The sequence below is a fragment of the Bacillus sp. FSL K6-1284 genome, assembly GCF_038002625.1.
Taxonomy (GTDB): domain Bacteria; phylum Bacillota; class Bacilli; order Bacillales; family Bacillaceae; genus Bacillus; species Bacillus paralicheniformis.
In genome coordinates this window covers 2103831-2120758 of the sequence record NZ_JBBOCW010000001.1, presented here as the reverse complement: position 1 = coordinate 2120758, position 16928 = coordinate 2103831, and the positions used below count along the sequence as shown (strand labels likewise).

Here is a 16928-nt window from a genome sequence, read left to right as displayed (position 1 = left end):
TTATCTATTCATCTGAAGCAATGTCTTTAACTGGAAGCGCTTCTCCTTCCTGATGCGTCGGTTTGCGGAGATGGAATAATGCTCTGATGCTGAATATGACCAAAATCACGATTCCGGCTAAAAAGATCGTATCCGGCACAGCCCTCCAAGTCAGCAGCGTTTGCACCGTATCCTGCTGTAAAAACTCAGGCGCCCTTGAGCTCCAGTACCCGTCTTCAAACGCTTTTTTCAATTGAAGAAAACCGACCGGCAACAAATTGATAAACACCATTCCGGACAAGCCGATGTTCAGCGACCAGCAGGCTATTTTCAGCCATTTATCATTCCACGCTTCTTTTTTGGCGATATTGCGCAGCGTATACAGCCAGACAGCAATGGCAAACATGCCGTACACGCCCATCATCGCCCCGTGCCCGTGGGCAGGTGTCAGGAACTGGCCGTGCTCAAAATAGCTGACAGCAGGCAGATTGATCAAAAAGCCCAATACCCCTGCACCGACCAGATTCCAGATCGCCGTTGAAATCAAGAACCAGAACGTTGCTTTATACGGGAAATGATGGCCGCCGTCTTTCATCATCTTGTATTGTTCATAAGCTTCCAATACAAGCAGGGTAAGAGGAATCACTTCCAGGCATGAGAAGACGGAACCGAGGCCGATCCAAACTTCGGAAGAACCGTTGTAATAGTAATGATGTCCGATCCCGATGACACCGCTCCCCAGCAGGATCGTCAGTTGAAAATAAAGCGTTCTGACGGTCGATTTTTTCGTAACCAGGTTCATTTGCACGAGCAAAAAGCCGATGACCACGACGGCAAAGACTTCAAAAATCCCTTCCACCCAAAGATGGATAATCCACCACCGCCAAAAATCCGACATTGTAATATTTGTGCCGGGATTAAAGAAAAAGGCTGCACCGTAAAACAGCGGAATAGCGATCGAAGAATAAAACAGCAGATGAATCAAACCGCCTTTATCAGATTCCCGCTTGAGGCCGCTCTTAATGCCTCTGAAAACGATAAACAGCCATATCAGCATGCCGAGTGCGAGAATGACCTGCCAGAAGCGGCCGAGTTCAATATATTCCATTCCTTGGTGGCCGAATAAGAACCAGTTGTTTCCTAAATGGCCTTTCGCTCCGAGCCATTCGCCAGCCATGCTTCCGCCGACAAGGACGATCAGCGCCCAAAACAGAATATCGACAAGCAGCCCCTGCCTTTTCGGCTCGCGGCCTCCGACAAGCGGCGCTGCATAAATGCCCATACCGAGCCATGAAGTCGCAATCCAGAAGATCGCCAGCTGGAGGTGAAATCCCTTAGATATGCTGAATGGCAACATATCCCTGATCCAATCGATCCCAAAAAAGCTGTCCGGCTCAATATAATAGTGGGCAAGCAAAGCTCCGAACATGGCCTGAACAAAAAACAGCAGCGACACAACGGCGAAATATTTTCCGGTTTTAACCTGTGATGCCGTAAGCGGCTGTTTATCCAGATCAAATACCGGAAACGCCCCTTCCTGATAAGCCTCTTTCATTCCAAGCTTGTAACGGTAAAACACGAATAAAATAATGCCGACAAATAAAATCAGGATGGTGACGCTTGCGCCGCTCCACCAAACGGCGGCAAATGACATCGTGTTTCCGGCATCTTCATCATACGGCCAGTTGTTCGTGTACGTAATGTCGTCGCCAGGCCTTAATGTACTGGAAAGCCATGCCGTCCAGAAGATAAAATCGGAGATCTGCGTGATTTGGTCTTCGCTGTCAACCCACGCTCTGTCGCGTTTAGGCATGTGGCTTTCTTTAATTAAACCGGGCTCAAGCCCCCAGCCGTCTCCTTTTGTAAAGACATTGCGGTAATGATCACGCACTTGCTGCAATCCATAAACCTGCGCATCTGTCAGCTTCAATGTATCTGACGCGCGATTATAACGGTTTTTTCTCATTTCGCGGATGACTTGATTCCGGATGGTGGACTGCTTTTCATCTGAAAGTTGTTTAAAGCGCTTGCCGTATCGTGCCTCCGCCTTAAAATCCTGCATCCCTTCCGTATAGATTTTCAGGGCTTCGGCCGTGTAATCAGGCCCCATGTAAGATCCGTGCCCCAAAATCGTGCCATAATCCATCAGCGCGTATTTTTGAAATACGGCCTGACCGCCTGAAATGGACGATTTGGTCATGAGCACCTCTCCGTTTGGCCCGGACACTTCAACTGGTCTTGGTGCAAGTCCTTTGAAGATCCAATAGCCTCCCAAAAGCAGCACCGAAAAACTAACGATTAAAGTAAAGACGAGAACAGATTTCAAAAAACCGTTTTTCGATGCTTTTTTAACGGGCACCGTCTTTCTTTGAACTTCCATTGCGGTTCACTCCTTTTTTGATTTTGCATGTCCTAAGATACTGGATATGCAGCACACCGGTTGTGAACCAGATCACTTAAATAATGGCGGATTTGTGAACAAAATAAAAACAGGCTTTCCATCTATTGTTCAATGGAAAGCCTTCATCTTATCCTTCAATTGCAGCCGTTCAGCCAGTCTGTATCATGTATGAAAATTCCGCTCCTGTCAGCTGTCAGCAGATTTTTCTTTTTCATTTCATTTAATGTGCGGTTAATCGTTTCCCTTGACGTTCCGACCATGTTCGCAAAATCCTGATTGGTAATGGGCAGGCTGATGTAGACCCCTTTTTCTTGAGGAATGCCGTGTTCTGCAGCGAGCTTCATTAATACATGCGTCAAGCGGTGCTGGACATCTTTTGAAATAAAACCCTGGATCCGCTCTTGCAAATCGAGAATCTTTTTCCCCATGATTTGCATCACTTTTATTGTCATTTCCGGATATTTCATCAAAAGTTCATTAAAATCAGCGATGCGGATTACGATCAACTCGGTTTCCTGAACGGCTTCGGCTGTTGCCGGGTATGGGGAGCGGTCAAAAAAGCCGACATGGGGAAACATGTCCCCGCTTTGCAGAATCGAAATCACTTGCTCATTGCCGTCTTCATCGATTTTAAAGGCTTTAACAAGACCGGATTTAATGAAGAATACCGCTTCCCTCTCTTCCCCTTCCATAAAAACAAACATTCTCGGCTGATAGGTGCGCTTGACCGCGATTTGCTCGATTTGTTTGAACTCTTCATCATTCAGCCCGCTGAAAATCATAAATTGCTTCAGAAACTCCATTGGTCTTTCAATCCCTTCGGTTTTGCTAAAGGAGAGCGCGTTGTCACACACGGCGCTCCAGCGCAAAGAGCTCTTCTTCAATCGCCGCTGCCTTCTCTTCCACGACTCTGCGGCTGTCCTTCAGCGCCTGATTATAAAAGTAAGGGCCCAGCTTTTCCTTTACGAATTCAAACATTTGAATCGCCGCGATATCTCCAACCTCTTCTCCCCTCTCTTCAACATAAAAGCGTTTGATTTCCTCGATGATCGCTTGTTTTTCTTCTTGCGTAAGCTTTATAAACATAAAAGCGGCACTCCTTTTTTTATTTTCATGATAAACGAAAAAGTCCGCAAATGAACCATTTATTTTTTACATCCGTTTACTATCCCTCACTTACCGATATTAAACACGAATCAAACGAATGACCGTGTGACGTAATTCACAATGTTTTTAAAAGACTTTTTGTAAGATAAACATGCTGATTGATTTATTCATTTTTCCCTTTGAAAGGAGCAAAAACGCAATGGTAAATCGTCAAAAAATACAATTACCGCTGCAGTCATTTAGTTTAGTCGCAGGATTTATGGTTTGGGTGTTGATTTCCTCTTTAATGCCCCACATTAAGCAGGACATCGCCCTGACAGACAGCGAGATATCCCTTGTCACGGCCATTCCGGTCATACTTGGCTCGCTTCTGAGGATTCCGCTGGGATACTACACAAACAGATTCGGTGCGAGAATCACGTTCATGATCAGCTTTGTGCTGCTTCTGTTCCCGATTTTTTGGATCAGCACAGCCGATTCGCTGTTCGACTTGATCCTTGGCGGATTCTTCCTCGGCATCGGCGGAGCGGTCTTTTCCATCGGGGTCACATCATTGCCGAAATACTACCCTAAAGAAAAACACGGGTTTGTCAATGGGATCTACGGCGCCGGGAACGTCGGTACAGCGATTACCACGTTTGCCGCTCCTGTCGTAGCAAAGACAGCCGGGTGGGAAAATACGGTGCGGATGTACATCGTGTTAGTCGCCGTATTCGCTTTATTGAACTTTATCCTTGGAGATCGAAAAGAAACAAAAGTGACGGTTTCTGTAACAGAGCAAATGAAGGCAGTCTACCGAAATCAGACATTATGGTTTTTAAGCTTGTTTTACTTCATTACATTCGGATCTTTCGTCGCGTTTACGATTTATCTTCCGAACTTTCTTGTTAATCACTTCGGGCTTGATCCCGTTGATTCAGGGCTTAGAACCGCCGGATTTATCGCTGTCGCAACTTTTCTGAGGCCTGTTGGCGGCTGGCTCGCGGACAAATTCAACCCGCTGAAGCTGTTGATGTATGTATTTGCCGGCTGTACCTTGTCAGGGATTTTATTGGCCTTTTCGCCCAGCCTCGGACTTTACGGATTTGGGGTATTAACCGTTGCCGTATGCGCCGGTCTTGGAAACGGGATCATCTTTAAGCTCGTGCCGCTTTATTTTTCAAATCAGGCCGGCATCGTCAATGGGATTGTATCAGCGATGGGCGGCTTGGGAGGATTCTTCCCGCCACTCATCCTGTCAAGCGTTTTTCAGGCAACCGGCCATTATGCGATCGGATTCATGGCGCTGTCAGAAGCAGCCCTTGCCAGCTTTGTGATCGTGGTCTGGATGTATTTTCAGGAAGTGAGCAAAACATCGACCAAAACGAAGACGAACCATTTATAAACCTTTCCTGCAAAAGGAGCCTTGAGCTGATGTGCTCAGGCTCTTTTTTGGGACTTTATTCATAAGTTCACAATATTGTTTATATTTAAAAGGTCACTCAGCCTTATTTAACGTTAAAATAAGAACTGCTAAAGGGGTGACGCTCAATGAATATTTCTGTTAGAAAATCAGACACAGATTTGCTCTCAGACGATCTGCATCACTTGCTGGAATCAATCAGTACACGACGAAAAATCAGGCAGGACACATTCCTTTTTCAAGAAGGGATGGATGCGGAGGAACTGTATCTTATTCAGTCGGGACTTGTCCAAATCGGCAAATTGACGTCCGATGGCAAAGAACTGACACTCAGAATGTGCAAAAAAAATGATATTGTCGGGGAGCTTACGCTTTTTACAGAAGATGCGAAATATATGCTGAGCGCAAAGATCCTCTCTGATGGCGAAGTGTTGGTCATCAATAAAGATAAGCTTGAAAAAGAACTCATACAAAACGGTGCACTGACGTTTGAGTTTATGAAATGGATGAGCACGCATTTGCGAAAGATTCAATCGAAAATCCGCGACCTTTTGCTGAATGGTAAAAAAGGCGCGCTCTACTCCACCTTGATCCGTCTCGCAAACAGCTACGGCATCACAAGAAGCGACGGGATTCTCATCAATATTGTGCTGACGAACCAGGATCTGGCGAAATTCTGTGCCGCCGCAAGGGAGAGCATCAACCGCATGCTGAGCGACCTCCGGAAGAACGGTGTCATTTCAATTGAGGACTCGGGAAAAATCGTCATTCATCAGCTCAACTATTTAAAACGCGAAATCGACTGTGAAAACTGCCCGCTCGACATCTGCAATATCGACTGAAAAAACGAAAACAAACAAGGACATGAAGCACAGTGTCCTTGTTTTTTACGTTTGCAGCAGAAAAACGATCAACACGGCCATAAAGAAACAGGCATTCACCAGCTCTGAGATTCCGATTGTCTTAATCGACAGTTTCCTTCCATGTAAAAACCACGCTCTGAAACTGCTCGGCACTACACCAAGCACGGCCCATCCTGCCCCCGCGGCCAGCGAGATGAACGGCAGGAATATGTGGTATCCCCATGAATAAAGTTTAAACCGATTGTTTTTCTTTTCGCGGATCATCGACTTGACATAAAAGGCGCTCCCTGTGAAAAACAAAACGGACTGGATAAAAACAAACAATGCTTCATCATCAAGCTTCCCCGCTCCCATCCAGAAGCTTGCAAGCCCGCCCGCGCTGAAAACAAGGATGGCAGCAATATCATTTAAAAGCGCCCTGTCGTTGTTTCTTTTCGCATAATAAAGATTGATGAGAAAGAGCGGAAACAGCGGCAGCCCGAGAAAAACGAGCCGCGGCTCCAGCCAGACCGAAATAAGCAGGAAAACGATGGCCGGAATGCCGTAGATGAGAACCCATTTTTGATAGTAAACGATATTTTTCTTCTTCACCATCATCGTAGCCGGAAATGCCGCTAGATATAGAAACAGCCATCCGCAGAACAGCGGAATATGCTTTACATCCGCGCCCCCGGCGAACATGCCGAGAACAAACGGGATGACAAGCATCGCCCAGGCGCCGTGCTGCTTCGGTATGAACACTTTCATCACGCATCCTCCCTTCTTTTCTATTACATTATAAAAGTTTCGTCTTTTTTACACAGTGACATTTTGCATACAGGCGTGTGAAATAAATCACTGCGCCCTCCAGCCCGGCGCTTTATACTAAATGCTAATATATAGAAGGAGGATATACCATGGACCGGTTTGACTACTTATTGTTTCTGAAAAATCTTCCTATGTTTCTCGGGGTACCCCTTCCGATCATCAAAAGGCTGCTGAAAAACGGGAAGGTGATCGATATCCAGCCATCTCAGCATTCGCGATCGTTCCTTCATTCGCAATCCGTCTATTTTGTTTTAAAAGGGGAAGTTCATTTTTCTGACAGAAGACTTCCAGAAGAATCCCGAACGATCGCCGAGTGGGAAAAAGGCGATGTTTTCCCTATTGATCAAAAAGGCGAACCTTTCGTATCTCCGTTTATTTCAGTCAACACTGCCGCAGAAACCGCCGTACTTGAAATTCCATTTCATACTTTCAAAAAAATGATGACTTATAACCGCCAATTACAGACGAACTTTCTCATGCTGCTTCAGCAGAATTTGTATTTTTCCTACCAGCTTTTTTTGCGTTACCTCAACTCCTCCGCAGAAGACGACGCGTGAGAAGGGCCTCCCCCTTCTTTCCCTTCCTTTTCTAAATGTGATCTACTTAACTTTTTTTCTTTTTCATTTCCGCTACGATACACATGAATGCAAACGAAAGGACAGATGAAAGATGATACATTGCGATTTCGACAAGTCTCCGTTTATCGTCATTTGGGAGCTGACAAGAGCGTGCGAGCTCAAGTGCCTTCATTGCCGGGCATCGGCTCAAAATAAACGCGATCCGCGGGAGCTCACCCTGAAAGAGGGAAAAGATTTAATTGATCAAATTCATGCGATGGACAATCCCCTCCTCGTGCTGACAGGGGGTGACCCTTTAATGAGAGACGACGTATTCGCCATTATTGAGTATGCCGTCCAAAAAGGGGTTCGCGTCTCCATGACCCCGAGTGCTACGCCGAATGTGACAAGAGAAGCGATTCAATCAGCAAAAGAAATCGGCTTATCCCGATGGGCGTTCAGCTTGGACGGCCCAACCCGAGAGATTCATGATCATTTTCGAGGAACGGACGGTTCCTTTGACCTGACCATGAAGGCCATACGCTACATTCATGAATGCCATCTGCCTCTGCAGATTAATACCGTTATATCCGCTTATAACATCGATTACTTGGATGAAATGGCAAAGCTGATCGAAGAATTGAACTGTGTATTATGGAGTGTATTTTTTCTCGTCCCGACAGGCCGCGCGAAGCGGGAAGATATGATTTCGCCGGTGGACCATGAAAAAGTCTTTCTTTGGCTCAGCCGTTTGGCAAAAGAAGCGCCTTTTGACATCAAAACGACAGCAGCCCAGCACTACCGACGGGTCGTTATTCAACAAAAAATGCGGGAAGCGAAAGACCCCAACATGAAAATCCGCTATGAACACGCATTGCAGAAAGGGAAAATGGATGCGATCGGCGGATTGGGCCGGGCTCCGAAAGGTGTGAACGATGGCAACGGCTTTATGTTTATCTCCCATATCGGCGATGTATATCCAAGCGGACTCCTGCCGTTTAAAGCCGGAAACATCCGCGAACAGCCGCTGGCTGAGATTTATCGCGAATCACCGATCTTTAAGGATTTGCGAAATCCGGACGGATTTAAAGGAAAATGCGGCGTCTGTGAATTCCGCCATGTGTGCGGCGGTTCGCGCTCACGTGCCTATGCTCTGACAGGCGATTATCTGGAAAGCGACCCGAGCTGTACTTATATTCCGAAGGCTTTGCGCTGAAAAATGTGATGTACGTCACATTTTTTTCAGCATACTTGTATTACGGTATAGATGAGAATGATCATCACTATCAAAGGATGTGATCCCTCTGCATAATAAAAAAATTGATTTGAACGATTCCGTATACGAACTTTGCACATTGCATCCTGAACTAAAAGCCGTGATGAAGGAAGCCGGGTTTAAAAACATAACGAAGCCCGGCATGCTGGAAACAGCCGGGCGTATCATGACGATTCCGAAAGGCGCGCGAATGATGCAAATCGAATGGCCGCTTGTCTTAGACATATTGAAAGCGCACGGATTTGACCCCGTTTGGAAAGGAGAAAAACAATGAGCGAAATGATTAACAACCGGGAAACGCAGCAAGGTCTGCCAGAGGAAAAAAAGCAGCTTCTGAAAGAAATCATCATCGACCTTCATAAAGGAAAACCGCTTGCCGACGTCAAAAAACGGTTTGAAAAGGTGTTCGGTTCAGTCAATGCTGAAGAAATCGCTCAGCTGGAACAGGCGTTAATGAAGGAAGAAGGCATTACCCCCGAAGAAATTCAAGAGCTTTGTTCCGTTCACGCCGCTGTGTTTAAAGGATCGATTGAAGACATTCACCGCGCTGACGCCGATAAGCAGCCAGGCCATCCCGTTCATACTTTTATGAAAGAAAATAAAGAAATCGACCTCCTTTTGAACTTTAAAATGCAGCTTCATTTGGAACGTTTTGAAAAAGAAGATCACCGCGACAACATTCTCAAGCTGCTCACAGACTTAAACTTGCTCGCCGATGTCGACAAACATTACAGCAGAAAAGAAAATCTTCTCTTCCCCTATTTAGAAAAGTACGGAATTACTGGGCCCAGCCAAGTGATGTGGGCTGTCGATGATTTTATCCGCAAGAGCATCAAAGAAGTGAAGCGTTTGTTGGAAGAGTATACGCCGGACAAAAAAGATGAAGTCATCCGCGAGCTAACGTTTATCATTCAAGAAGGCACGGAAATGATTTATAAAGAAGAAAATATCCTCTTGCCGATGGCGCTCAGAACGCTGACAGAAGACGAATGGCTGAAAATCGCGGCTGAAAGCGACGAGATCGGATATTGCCTGACTGCTCCGGAAACGGTGTGGAAGCCTGAACGCCATCAGCTCAAAACAACAGAAGAGGCGGCTGACGGATATGTCAGGCTCCCTACTGGTATTCTGTCCGTGGCCCAGCTTGAGCACATGATGAACCATCTTCCGGTCGATATCACCTTCATCGATGAAAACGATGTGGTCCGCTATTTTTCACACGGAAAGGAACGGATTTTCGCAAGGACAAAAGCCGTAATCGGCCGGACCGTCCAAAACTGCCATCCGCCGGCAAGCGTCCACATCGTCAACAAACTTCTTGACGACTTTAAATCAGGCAAAAAAGACGTTGAAGACTTTTGGATCAAATTTAAAGACAAATACGTGTTCATCCGCTATTTTGCCGTACGCGATGAAAACGGCCGCTATATCGGAACTTTGGAATTCACCCAGAACATCGCCCCGATTCAAGAGATTACCGGGGAAAAAAGAATTTTGAACACGAGCAATTGACCCATTCGACAGCCCGCTTCCATGCAGGCTGTTTTTTTGTCCTCCCTCTCCCCCTCTTGAAAATGTGACAAATTTGTGAAAACCCGAAACCATGTGACAAATTTAACAAGGTCCAGCGCCTCCTCCATATATAGTGAGGGTAGCATCACTGACTCAGAAGGAGTGAACCAGCAATGAAAAAAAAGAAACAGAGTCCCATTTTCAGGAGATTAAATTATTTCTCTCCTATTGAACGCCATTCCAATCAACACAGCCAAACCACTTATGAAGACCGGAATTGGGAAGATGTATACAGAAATAGATGGCAGCATGATAAAGTGGTTCGCTCTACCCACGGGGTGAACTGTACAGGCTCCTGCAGCTGGAATATCTACGTCAAAAACGGAATCGTCACATGGGAAGGGCAGCGACTCGATTACCCTTCGACTGGCCCTGATATGCCGGACTTTGAACCGCGCGGCTGTCCGAGGGGAGCGAGCTTTTCCTGGTATATATACAGCCCGCTCCGCGTGAAATATCCGTATGTACGCGGTGTGCTGATCCAGATGTGGCGCGAGGCGCTAAACAGCAGCAAAAATCCGCTGGAAGCATGGAAATCAATTATCGAAAACCCTGAAAAAGCAAAGGCCTATAAACAGGCGCGCGGAAAAGGCGGATTTGTCCGCGCCGAATGGAGCGAAGTCCTGAAGCTGATTTCGGCTTCCCTTCTGTACACCATTGCCAAATACGGTCCTGACCGCAATGTCGGCTTCTCGCCGATTCCAGCCATGTCGATGCTCAGCCACGCAGCAGGGTCACGCTTTATGTCCCTGATCGGCGGGCCGATGCTGAGCTTCTATGACTGGTATGCCGACCTCCCTCCTGCTTCACCGCAAATTTGGGGAGATCAAACCGACGTTCCGGAAAGCAGCGACTGGTACAATTCGGGCTACATCATGACATGGGGTTCTAATGTGCCGCTTACCAGAACGCCTGACGCTCACTTTTTAGCCGAAGCCCGCTATAAAGGAGCAAAAGTGATTTCGATCAGTCCGGACTTTGCCGAGTCCTCAAAGTTTTCCGATGATTGGCTGAGCATCAGACAAGGAACGGACGGCGCACTGGCCATGGCGATGGGCCACGTCATTCTGCAAGACTTTTATGTCAACCAGAAGACGGAGCGTTTTATTGATTATGCAAAACAATATACCGATTTCCCGTTTTTGGTGACTTTGAAAGAGGAAAACGGAACGTTCACAGCAGGCCGCTTCCTCCATGCTAAAGATATCGGGCGTGCGACAGAGCATGATGAGTGGAAGCCTGCCGTTTGGGATGAAGACACAGATGGATTTGCGATTCCGCAGGGCACGATGGGCTCCCGCTGGGACGGCCAAGGAAAATGGAATCTGCGCATGGTTGATGAGGATTCAGAAAAACCGATTACACCTCGGCTTTCCATGCTTGGACACGAAGATATGATCGGCACGGTCAACATTCCTTACTTCTCACATGACGGCAATAAAGTGCTTGAAAGACCGCTTCCGATCAAAAAAATGATTCTGGACGGCGAGGAAGTTTTTGTTTCTACCGTTTTCGACCTGACGCTCGCCAACTATGGCGTCAACCGCGGAATTGACGGACAGACGCCGGCATCATTTGATGATCCTGAACCGTTTACACCGGCTTGGCAAGAGCCGATTACTGGCATTAAAAGTGAAATGGTGATCAAGATCGCAAGGGAATTCGCGCAAAATGCGATTGACACAGAGGGCCGTTCAATGATCATTGTCGGCGCCGGGATTAACCATTGGTTCAATTCAGACACCATTTACAGAGCTGTGCTGAACCTTGTGCTTCTCGTCGGAGCTCAAGGGGTTAACGGAGGCGGCTGGGCCCACTATGTCGGCCAGGAAAAACTCCGGCCGGCCGAAGGATGGCAGACGATCGCGACGGCAAAAGACTGGGGAGGTCCTGCCAAACTGCAAAACGGAACATCATTTTTCTACTTCGCTACCGACCAGTGGCGCTATGAAGATCAGGAAATTAGCGGGCTTGCTTCCCCTATCGCAAAAACATCGCGCTACAAGCACCACGCCGATTACAATGTGCTGGCGGCAAGACTCGGATGGCTTCCATCGTATCCGACGTTTGAGAAAAACGGTATTGATCTGTATAAAGAAGCAGAAAAAGCAGGCGCTGAGAACGCTCAGCAAGTCGGAAGCTATATCGCCAGACAGCTTGAGGAGAAAAATCTCAAGTTTTCGATTGAAGATCCTGACAATGAAAAGAACTTCCCGAGAAATCTATTTGTCTGGAGAGCCAACTTAATCTCGAGCTCCGGCAAAGGTCATGAATATTTTCTGAAGCACTTGCTCGGCACGACTAACGGACTGATGAACGATGATCAGGACAGCATCCGTCCCGAAGAAATCACATGGCGTGACAAAGCGCCTGAAGGCAAACTCGACTTACTGGTCAATCTCGATTTCCGGATGGCGGGAACAGCCCTTTATTCAGACATCGTGCTCCCTGCGGCCACCTGGTACGAAAAACACGATCTCAGCAGCACGGATATGCATCCGTTCATCCATCCGTTTAACCCGGCAATCAGCGCGCCGTGGGAAGCAAAGTCTGATTGGGATATTTTCAAAGCATTGGCAAAAGCGGTTTCCAATCTGGCTGAAGAAATGGACATGGAACCTGTAAAAGAGGCTGTTGCGACTCCTCTTCTCCATGACACTCCACAGGAAATGGCGCAGCCGCTCGGGAAAATCAAAGATTGGAGCAAAGGCGACTGCCCTGCCGTTCCCGGCAAAACAATGCCGCAAATTCATGTTGTGGAACGGGATTACAAGCAGATTTTCAATAAGATGACATCGCTTGGGCCGAATGTTGTCAAACAGCCGTTTGGTACGAAAGGTATGAACTGGTCTGTTGAAGCGGAATATGACTCCCTCAAAAAAACGCTCGGCGTCGTAAAAGACGACACGATCGCCAAAGGCTGTCCTGACATCAGTGATGCAAGACAGGCTGCGGAAGCGGTATTGACCCTCTCTTCCACTTCAAACGGGAAAGTAGCCGTTAAAGCGTGGGAATCGCTTGAAAAAATAACGAATCTTGAGTTGAAAGACTTAGCTGAAGAACGGGAAGAGGAATGCTTTACATTTGAGCAAATTTCGGCTCAGCCGAAAACGGTGATCACCTCCCCTGCTTTCAGCGGTTCTGAAAAAGGCGGACGGCGCTATTCTCCGTTTACAACGAACGTTGAAAAACTGATTCCGTGGAGAACGCTGACCGGCAGACAGTCTTTTTACCTTGATCATGAAATGATGACGGAATTCGGCGAGAACATGGCGACATTCAAGCCGATCCTGATCCACCGCCCTTTCTTGAACAAGCGTCCGGATCAGGAAGGAAAAGAAATCGTTTTAAACTATTTAACGCCGCATAATAAATGGTCGGTTCACAGCATGTATTTTGATTCCCTGCCGATGCTTACCCTTTTCAGAGGCGGGCCGACAGTCTGGATGAATAAAGACGATGCGGAAGAAACCGACATTCAGGACAACGACTGGATCGAATGCTTCAACCGAAACGGAGTCGTCGTCGCACGGGCCGTGACATCACACCGGATTCCAAAAGGAATGGCCTTTATGCACCATGCCCAAGACCGGCATATCAATGTACCGGGAACAAAGCTGACGAATAACCGCGGTGGAACCCATAACAGTCCGACCCGCATCCATGTCAAGCCGACGCAGATGATCGGAGGCTACGGCCAGCTCAGCTACGGATTCAACTACTACGGGCCGACAGGAAATCAGCGCGACCTCAATGTCGTGATCAGAAAATTGAAGGAGGTCGATTGGCTTGAAGATTAAAGCTCAAATCGGTATGGTAATGAACCTTGATAAATGCATCGGCTGCCATACATGCAGCGTCACATGCAAAAACACATGGACAAACCGTTCCGGTGCAGAATATATGTACTTCAACAACGTCGAAACAAAACCGGGCATCGGCTACCCTAAACAATGGGAGGACCAGGATAAATACAGAGGAGGCTGGGAGCTGAAAAAAGGCAAACTTCAGCTCAAATCAGGCGCCAAAACAACGCGGCTCATGAATTTATTCTACAACCCGTACCAGCCGACGATCGATGACTACTATGAACCTTGGAACTATGATTATGAAACGCTGACAAACAGTCCGGAGAAAAAACACCAGCCTGTTGCAAGGCCGAAGTCTTCCATTACGGGAGACTTCATGAACCTTGAATGGGGTCCGAACTGGGAAGACGATCTTGCCGGCGGCCACATTACAGGCCTTCAAGATCCAAACGTCAAAAAAATGGAAGAATCGATCAAGACTGAATTTGAAGACGTCTTTATGATGTATCTGCCAAGGATATGCGAACACTGCATCAATCCTTCCTGCGTCTCCTCCTGTCCGTCGGGAGCGATGTACAAACGCGAAGAAGACGGGATCGTTCTCGTCGATCAAAATGCGTGCCGCTCATGGAGACACTGTGTATCATCATGCCCTTATAAAAAAGTGTATTTCAACTGGCAGACGAACAAGGCGGAAAAATGCACATTGTGCTTCCCTCGTCTTGAAGCAGGACTGCCGACAATCTGCTCTGAGACATGCGTCGGCAGAATCCGCTATCTCGGAGTCATGCTTTATGATGCAGATAAAGTCGAAGAAGCGGCTTCAGCCGAAAATGAAAAAGATCTATATCACTCCCAGCTGGAAATTTTCCTTGATCCGAATGATCCCGCTGTCGCAGAAGAAGCAAAAGCTCAAGGCATTCCGCTGGAGTGGATCGAAGCAGCGCAAAAATCTCCGATCTACAAAATGATCATCGATTGGAAAATCGCTCTGCCGCTGCATCCTGAATACCGGACATTGCCGATGGTATGGTATATTCCGCCGCTCAGTCCGATTATGAATATGTTTGAAGGAAAAGGAACGGCCCAATCAGCTGAAGATATCTTCCCTGCAATTGATGAAATGCGGATTCCGATCGAATATTTGGCCAATTTGCTGACTGCCGGTGATACACACCATATAAGAACGACATTAAAGAAAATGTCTGTGATGCGTATGTACATGCGAGCGACTCAAACAAACAAACAGATCGATTCAGCCCTGATTCAAGATACCGGATTGACTGAAGAGCAGATTGAAGATATGTACCGTCTGCTTGCGATCGCCAAATACGATGACCGCTTTGTCATTCCGCAAACCCATCGCGAAGAAGTCGCGGATCTGTACATGGAACAAGGAAGCTGCGGATTATCGTTTGCCGGAGGACCCGGCTCTTGCCAAAACATATAACACTGGAGGGAAGCTTCATGAATGGAACAGACAAACAAACCGTTTTTGCCGCTCTTTCTCACCTCCTCTCCTACCCTGATGAAGAGTGGAGAAAAGAACGTTCCGAATGGCAGCAGATCATCGGCGAAATCGAACATGAAGCGCTGAAAGGGCATCTGCTTGCCTTTTTGGAAAGCGCGGCTTCCTATTCGTCTGAGGAATTGATCGAAACGTACGTATATACGTTTGATTTCGGCAAAAAAACGAACCTTTATGTCACCTATTTCAACTCCGGTGAACAAAGGGAGCGCGGAATTGAATTGCTGCAGCTGAAAGATCTGTATCAGCAGTCCGGTTTTCAGCCGACAGACAAAGAGCTGCCGGATTATCTACCGCTCATGCTTGAATTTGCTGCAGTCGCCGATCATGAAAAAGCTGCGGCTGTATTCCAAAAATACGCAGCGAACCTGGAAGAATTAAGATTGCAGCTTTCAGAGAATGAAAGCATCTATACGCCGTTATTAGACGGATTAACGATGATTTTAGAGGAAATTGGTGTTGAAAGGAATGTACAGCCATGATCGAACAAATACTGTGGGTCATCCTCCCCTATATCGTCATCACCATTTTTATCGGAGGGCATATATACCGCTATCAACATGATCAGTTTGGCTGGACGGCCAAATCAAGCGAGATGCTCGAAAAGAAAAAATTAGCGCTTGGCAGCAGCCTTTTTCACTGGGGAATCTTTTTTGTCATCGGCGGGCATGTGATGGGAATTTTAATTCCGGAAAGCCTTTATCAGGCGCTCGGCGTATCAGAGCATATGTACCATAAAATCGCGATCGGTTTCGGACTGCCCGCGGGCATCGCCGCGCTGTCAGGACTTATCATATTGACCTACCGCAGATTCACGGACAAACGAATTCGAAAAACGAGCTCTGCCGGTGATTTCATCACGCTGGTCGCTTTGTTATTCGTCATGACGACTGGGCTTGCGGCAACCTTCTTGAACATCGATTCAAAAGGATTCGACTATCGGACAACAATCAGCCCGTGGTTTCGCAACATTTTCTTATTCAAGCCTGATGCCGGACTTATGGCGAGCGTGCCCCTCTGGTTTAAGCTTCATATTATGATGGGCTACGTCATTTTCATCGTCTGGCCGTTTACTCGGCTCGTCCACGTATTCAGCATGCCGCTAAAATATTTGACAAGAAGCTATGTTGTTTACCGAAAACGGGCGCCCCGCAAAAGCATTTAAACATTTTCCCTAAAGCCAAAACGGCTTTAGGGATTTTTTTCTCTATAGGCAAGCTACCCTTATTCCCTATCAATCATACGATAAAGCAAACCATCAGAAAGGAGCGTTTTTATTGTATCCATACGATCCTTCACTATATGATCCGTATCGCCAGCAATTTCCGCCGGGGCCGCCTCCAGGAGTTGGAGGACAGCAGCAACAGCAGTTTCTCCCCCCGCCGCCGAGCCAATTTCCGCAAGACACCGGCCCTTCGGTATTTGCCGTTGATCCCGGCGGAATCAGAAGATGCCTGTTCAAATATACATTCATCCGCTTAAGAAACGGCAGCCGCTTTTGGTTCTACCCGGTTTTCGTCGGACGTTATTCGATTGCGGGCTACCGCTGGAGACCGCGTCAATTCCGCTGGGTTTACTTCGGTATTGACTTGAACGAGATTACCTCATTCAGCTGTCAGTAAAAAAA

The 16928-nt window shown here is 47.2% G+C and carries 15 protein-coding genes; 11 read left to right on the top strand and 4 right to left on the bottom strand.

The window, feature by feature from the left end:
• Positions 1 to 4 precede the first annotated feature (4 nt).
• From MHB72_RS11080 to MHB72_RS11070, 3 genes are all read right to left on the bottom strand, one after another.
• On the bottom strand, positions 5 to 2359 hold the full coding sequence (locus tag MHB72_RS11080) for a nitric-oxide reductase large subunit (protein WP_216920693.1): 2355 nt from the start codon (positions 2357 to 2359) through the stop codon (positions 5 to 7).
• Between the two features lie 155 nt (positions 2360 to 2514).
• Positions 2515 to 3183, bottom strand: coding sequence for a Crp/Fnr family transcriptional regulator (locus MHB72_RS11075; protein WP_023857565.1), 669 nt, complete (start codon positions 3181 to 3183; stop codon positions 2515 to 2517).
• Positions 3184 to 3226: 43 nt separating this feature from the next.
• A complete protein-coding gene (locus tag MHB72_RS11070) occupies positions 3227 to 3466 on the bottom strand; it encodes a DUF2164 domain-containing protein (protein WP_216920690.1) in 240 nt (79 codons plus the stop codon).
• Positions 3467 to 3686: 220 nt separating this feature from the next.
• Here MHB72_RS11070 and MHB72_RS11065 point away from each other — a divergent pair, with 220 nt between their 5' ends.
• Together MHB72_RS11065 and MHB72_RS11060 are read left to right on the top strand one after the other, a co-directional pair.
• Positions 3687 to 4871, top strand: coding sequence for a nitrate/nitrite transporter (locus MHB72_RS11065; protein ID WP_020451637.1), 1185 nt, complete (start codon positions 3687 to 3689; stop codon positions 4869 to 4871).
• Positions 4872 to 5017: 146 nt separating this feature from the next.
• Entirely contained in the window at positions 5018 to 5731 is a 714-nt protein-coding gene (locus tag MHB72_RS11060; RefSeq protein ID WP_020451636.1) for a Crp/Fnr family transcriptional regulator, read from the top strand.
• 45 nt (positions 5732 to 5776) lie between these two features.
• Here the strand turns inward: MHB72_RS11060 and MHB72_RS11055 are convergent, their stop codons facing one another.
• Positions 5777 to 6499, bottom strand: a complete 723-nt coding sequence (locus MHB72_RS11055) for a YwiC-like family protein (RefSeq protein ID WP_216920688.1) — start codon at positions 6497 to 6499, stop codon at positions 5777 to 5779.
• A 149-nt stretch (positions 6500 to 6648) separates the two neighbouring features.
• On the opposite strand from MHB72_RS11055, the gene MHB72_RS11050 reads away from it, so the two are divergent.
• From MHB72_RS11050 to MHB72_RS11010, 9 genes are all read left to right on the top strand, one after another.
• Positions 6649 to 7116, top strand: coding sequence for a Crp/Fnr family transcriptional regulator (locus MHB72_RS11050; RefSeq protein WP_020451634.1), 468 nt, complete (start codon positions 6649 to 6651; stop codon positions 7114 to 7116).
• A gap of 112 nt (positions 7117 to 7228) precedes the next feature.
• Positions 7229 to 8332 carry a TIGR04053 family radical SAM/SPASM domain-containing protein gene (locus MHB72_RS11045; RefSeq protein WP_216920686.1) on the top strand — a complete coding sequence of 368 codons (1104 nt, stop codon included), beginning with the start codon at positions 7229 to 7231 and terminating at the stop codon, positions 8330 to 8332.
• 103 nt (positions 8333 to 8435) lie between these two features.
• Positions 8436 to 8666 (top strand): DUF1858 domain-containing protein, encoded by a 231-nt coding sequence (locus MHB72_RS11040; RefSeq protein WP_256163899.1) that lies wholly within the window; start codon positions 8436 to 8438, stop codon positions 8664 to 8666.
• On the top strand, positions 8663 to 9904 hold the full coding sequence (locus tag MHB72_RS11035; protein WP_216920684.1) for a DUF438 domain-containing protein: 1242 nt from the start codon (positions 8663 to 8665) through the stop codon (positions 9902 to 9904). Before MHB72_RS11040 ends, MHB72_RS11035 begins: the two co-directional genes overlap by 4 nt.
• A gap of 173 nt (positions 9905 to 10077) precedes the next feature.
• On the top strand, positions 10078 to 13764 hold the full coding sequence (locus tag MHB72_RS11030) for a nitrate reductase subunit alpha (RefSeq protein ID WP_020451630.1): 3687 nt from the start codon (positions 10078 to 10080) through the stop codon (positions 13762 to 13764).
• Positions 13754 to 15223 (top strand): nitrate reductase subunit beta, encoded by a 1470-nt coding sequence (gene narH, locus MHB72_RS11025; protein WP_020451629.1) that lies wholly within the window; start codon positions 13754 to 13756, stop codon positions 15221 to 15223. The genes MHB72_RS11030 and narH overlap by 11 nt, the downstream gene beginning before the upstream one ends.
• Before the next feature lie 17 nt (positions 15224 to 15240).
• Positions 15241 to 15783, top strand: coding sequence for a nitrate reductase molybdenum cofactor assembly chaperone (gene narJ, locus MHB72_RS11020; RefSeq protein ID WP_023857572.1), 543 nt, complete (start codon positions 15241 to 15243; stop codon positions 15781 to 15783).
• Complete coding sequence (gene narI / locus MHB72_RS11015) at positions 15780 to 16466, top strand: respiratory nitrate reductase subunit gamma (protein ID WP_020451627.1); 687 nt, start codon at positions 15780 to 15782, stop codon at positions 16464 to 16466. Before narJ ends, narI begins: the two co-directional genes overlap by 4 nt.
• Positions 16467 to 16578: 112 nt before the next feature.
• On the top strand, positions 16579 to 16923 hold the full coding sequence (locus MHB72_RS11010) for a hypothetical protein (RefSeq protein WP_020451626.1): 345 nt from the start codon (positions 16579 to 16581) through the stop codon (positions 16921 to 16923).
• Positions 16924 to 16928 lie beyond the last annotated feature (5 nt).

Excerpts from the sequence above, each read along its gene's own strand:
- MHB72_RS11080 (WP_216920693.1), bottom strand. The coding sequence starts at position 2,359 with ATGGAAGTTCAAAGAAAGACGGTGCCCGTTAAAAAAGCATCGAAAAAC.
- MHB72_RS11075 (WP_023857565.1), bottom strand. The coding sequence starts at position 3,183 with ATGGAGTTTCTGAAGCAATTTATGATTTTCAGCGGGCTGAATGATGAA.
- MHB72_RS11070 (WP_216920690.1), bottom strand. The coding sequence starts at position 3,466 with ATGTTTATAAAGCTTACGCAAGAAGAAAAACAAGCGATCATCGAGGAA.
- MHB72_RS11065 (WP_020451637.1), top strand. The coding sequence starts at position 3,687 with ATGGTAAATCGTCAAAAAATACAATTACCGCTGCAGTCATTTAGTTTA.
- MHB72_RS11060 (WP_020451636.1), top strand. The coding sequence starts at position 5,018 with ATGAATATTTCTGTTAGAAAATCAGACACAGATTTGCTCTCAGACGAT.
- MHB72_RS11055 (WP_216920688.1), bottom strand. The coding sequence starts at position 6,499 with ATGAAAGTGTTCATACCGAAGCAGCACGGCGCCTGGGCGATGCTTGTC.
- MHB72_RS11050 (WP_020451634.1), top strand. The coding sequence starts at position 6,649 with ATGGACCGGTTTGACTACTTATTGTTTCTGAAAAATCTTCCTATGTTT.
- MHB72_RS11045 (WP_216920686.1), top strand. The coding sequence starts at position 7,229 with ATGATACATTGCGATTTCGACAAGTCTCCGTTTATCGTCATTTGGGAG.
- MHB72_RS11035 (WP_216920684.1), top strand. The coding sequence starts at position 8,663 with ATGAGCGAAATGATTAACAACCGGGAAACGCAGCAAGGTCTGCCAGAG.
- MHB72_RS11030 (WP_020451630.1), top strand. The coding sequence starts at position 10,078 with ATGAAAAAAAAGAAACAGAGTCCCATTTTCAGGAGATTAAATTATTTC.
- narJ (WP_023857572.1), top strand. The coding sequence starts at position 15,241 with ATGAATGGAACAGACAAACAAACCGTTTTTGCCGCTCTTTCTCACCTC.
- narI (WP_020451627.1), top strand. The coding sequence starts at position 15,780 with ATGATCGAACAAATACTGTGGGTCATCCTCCCCTATATCGTCATCACC.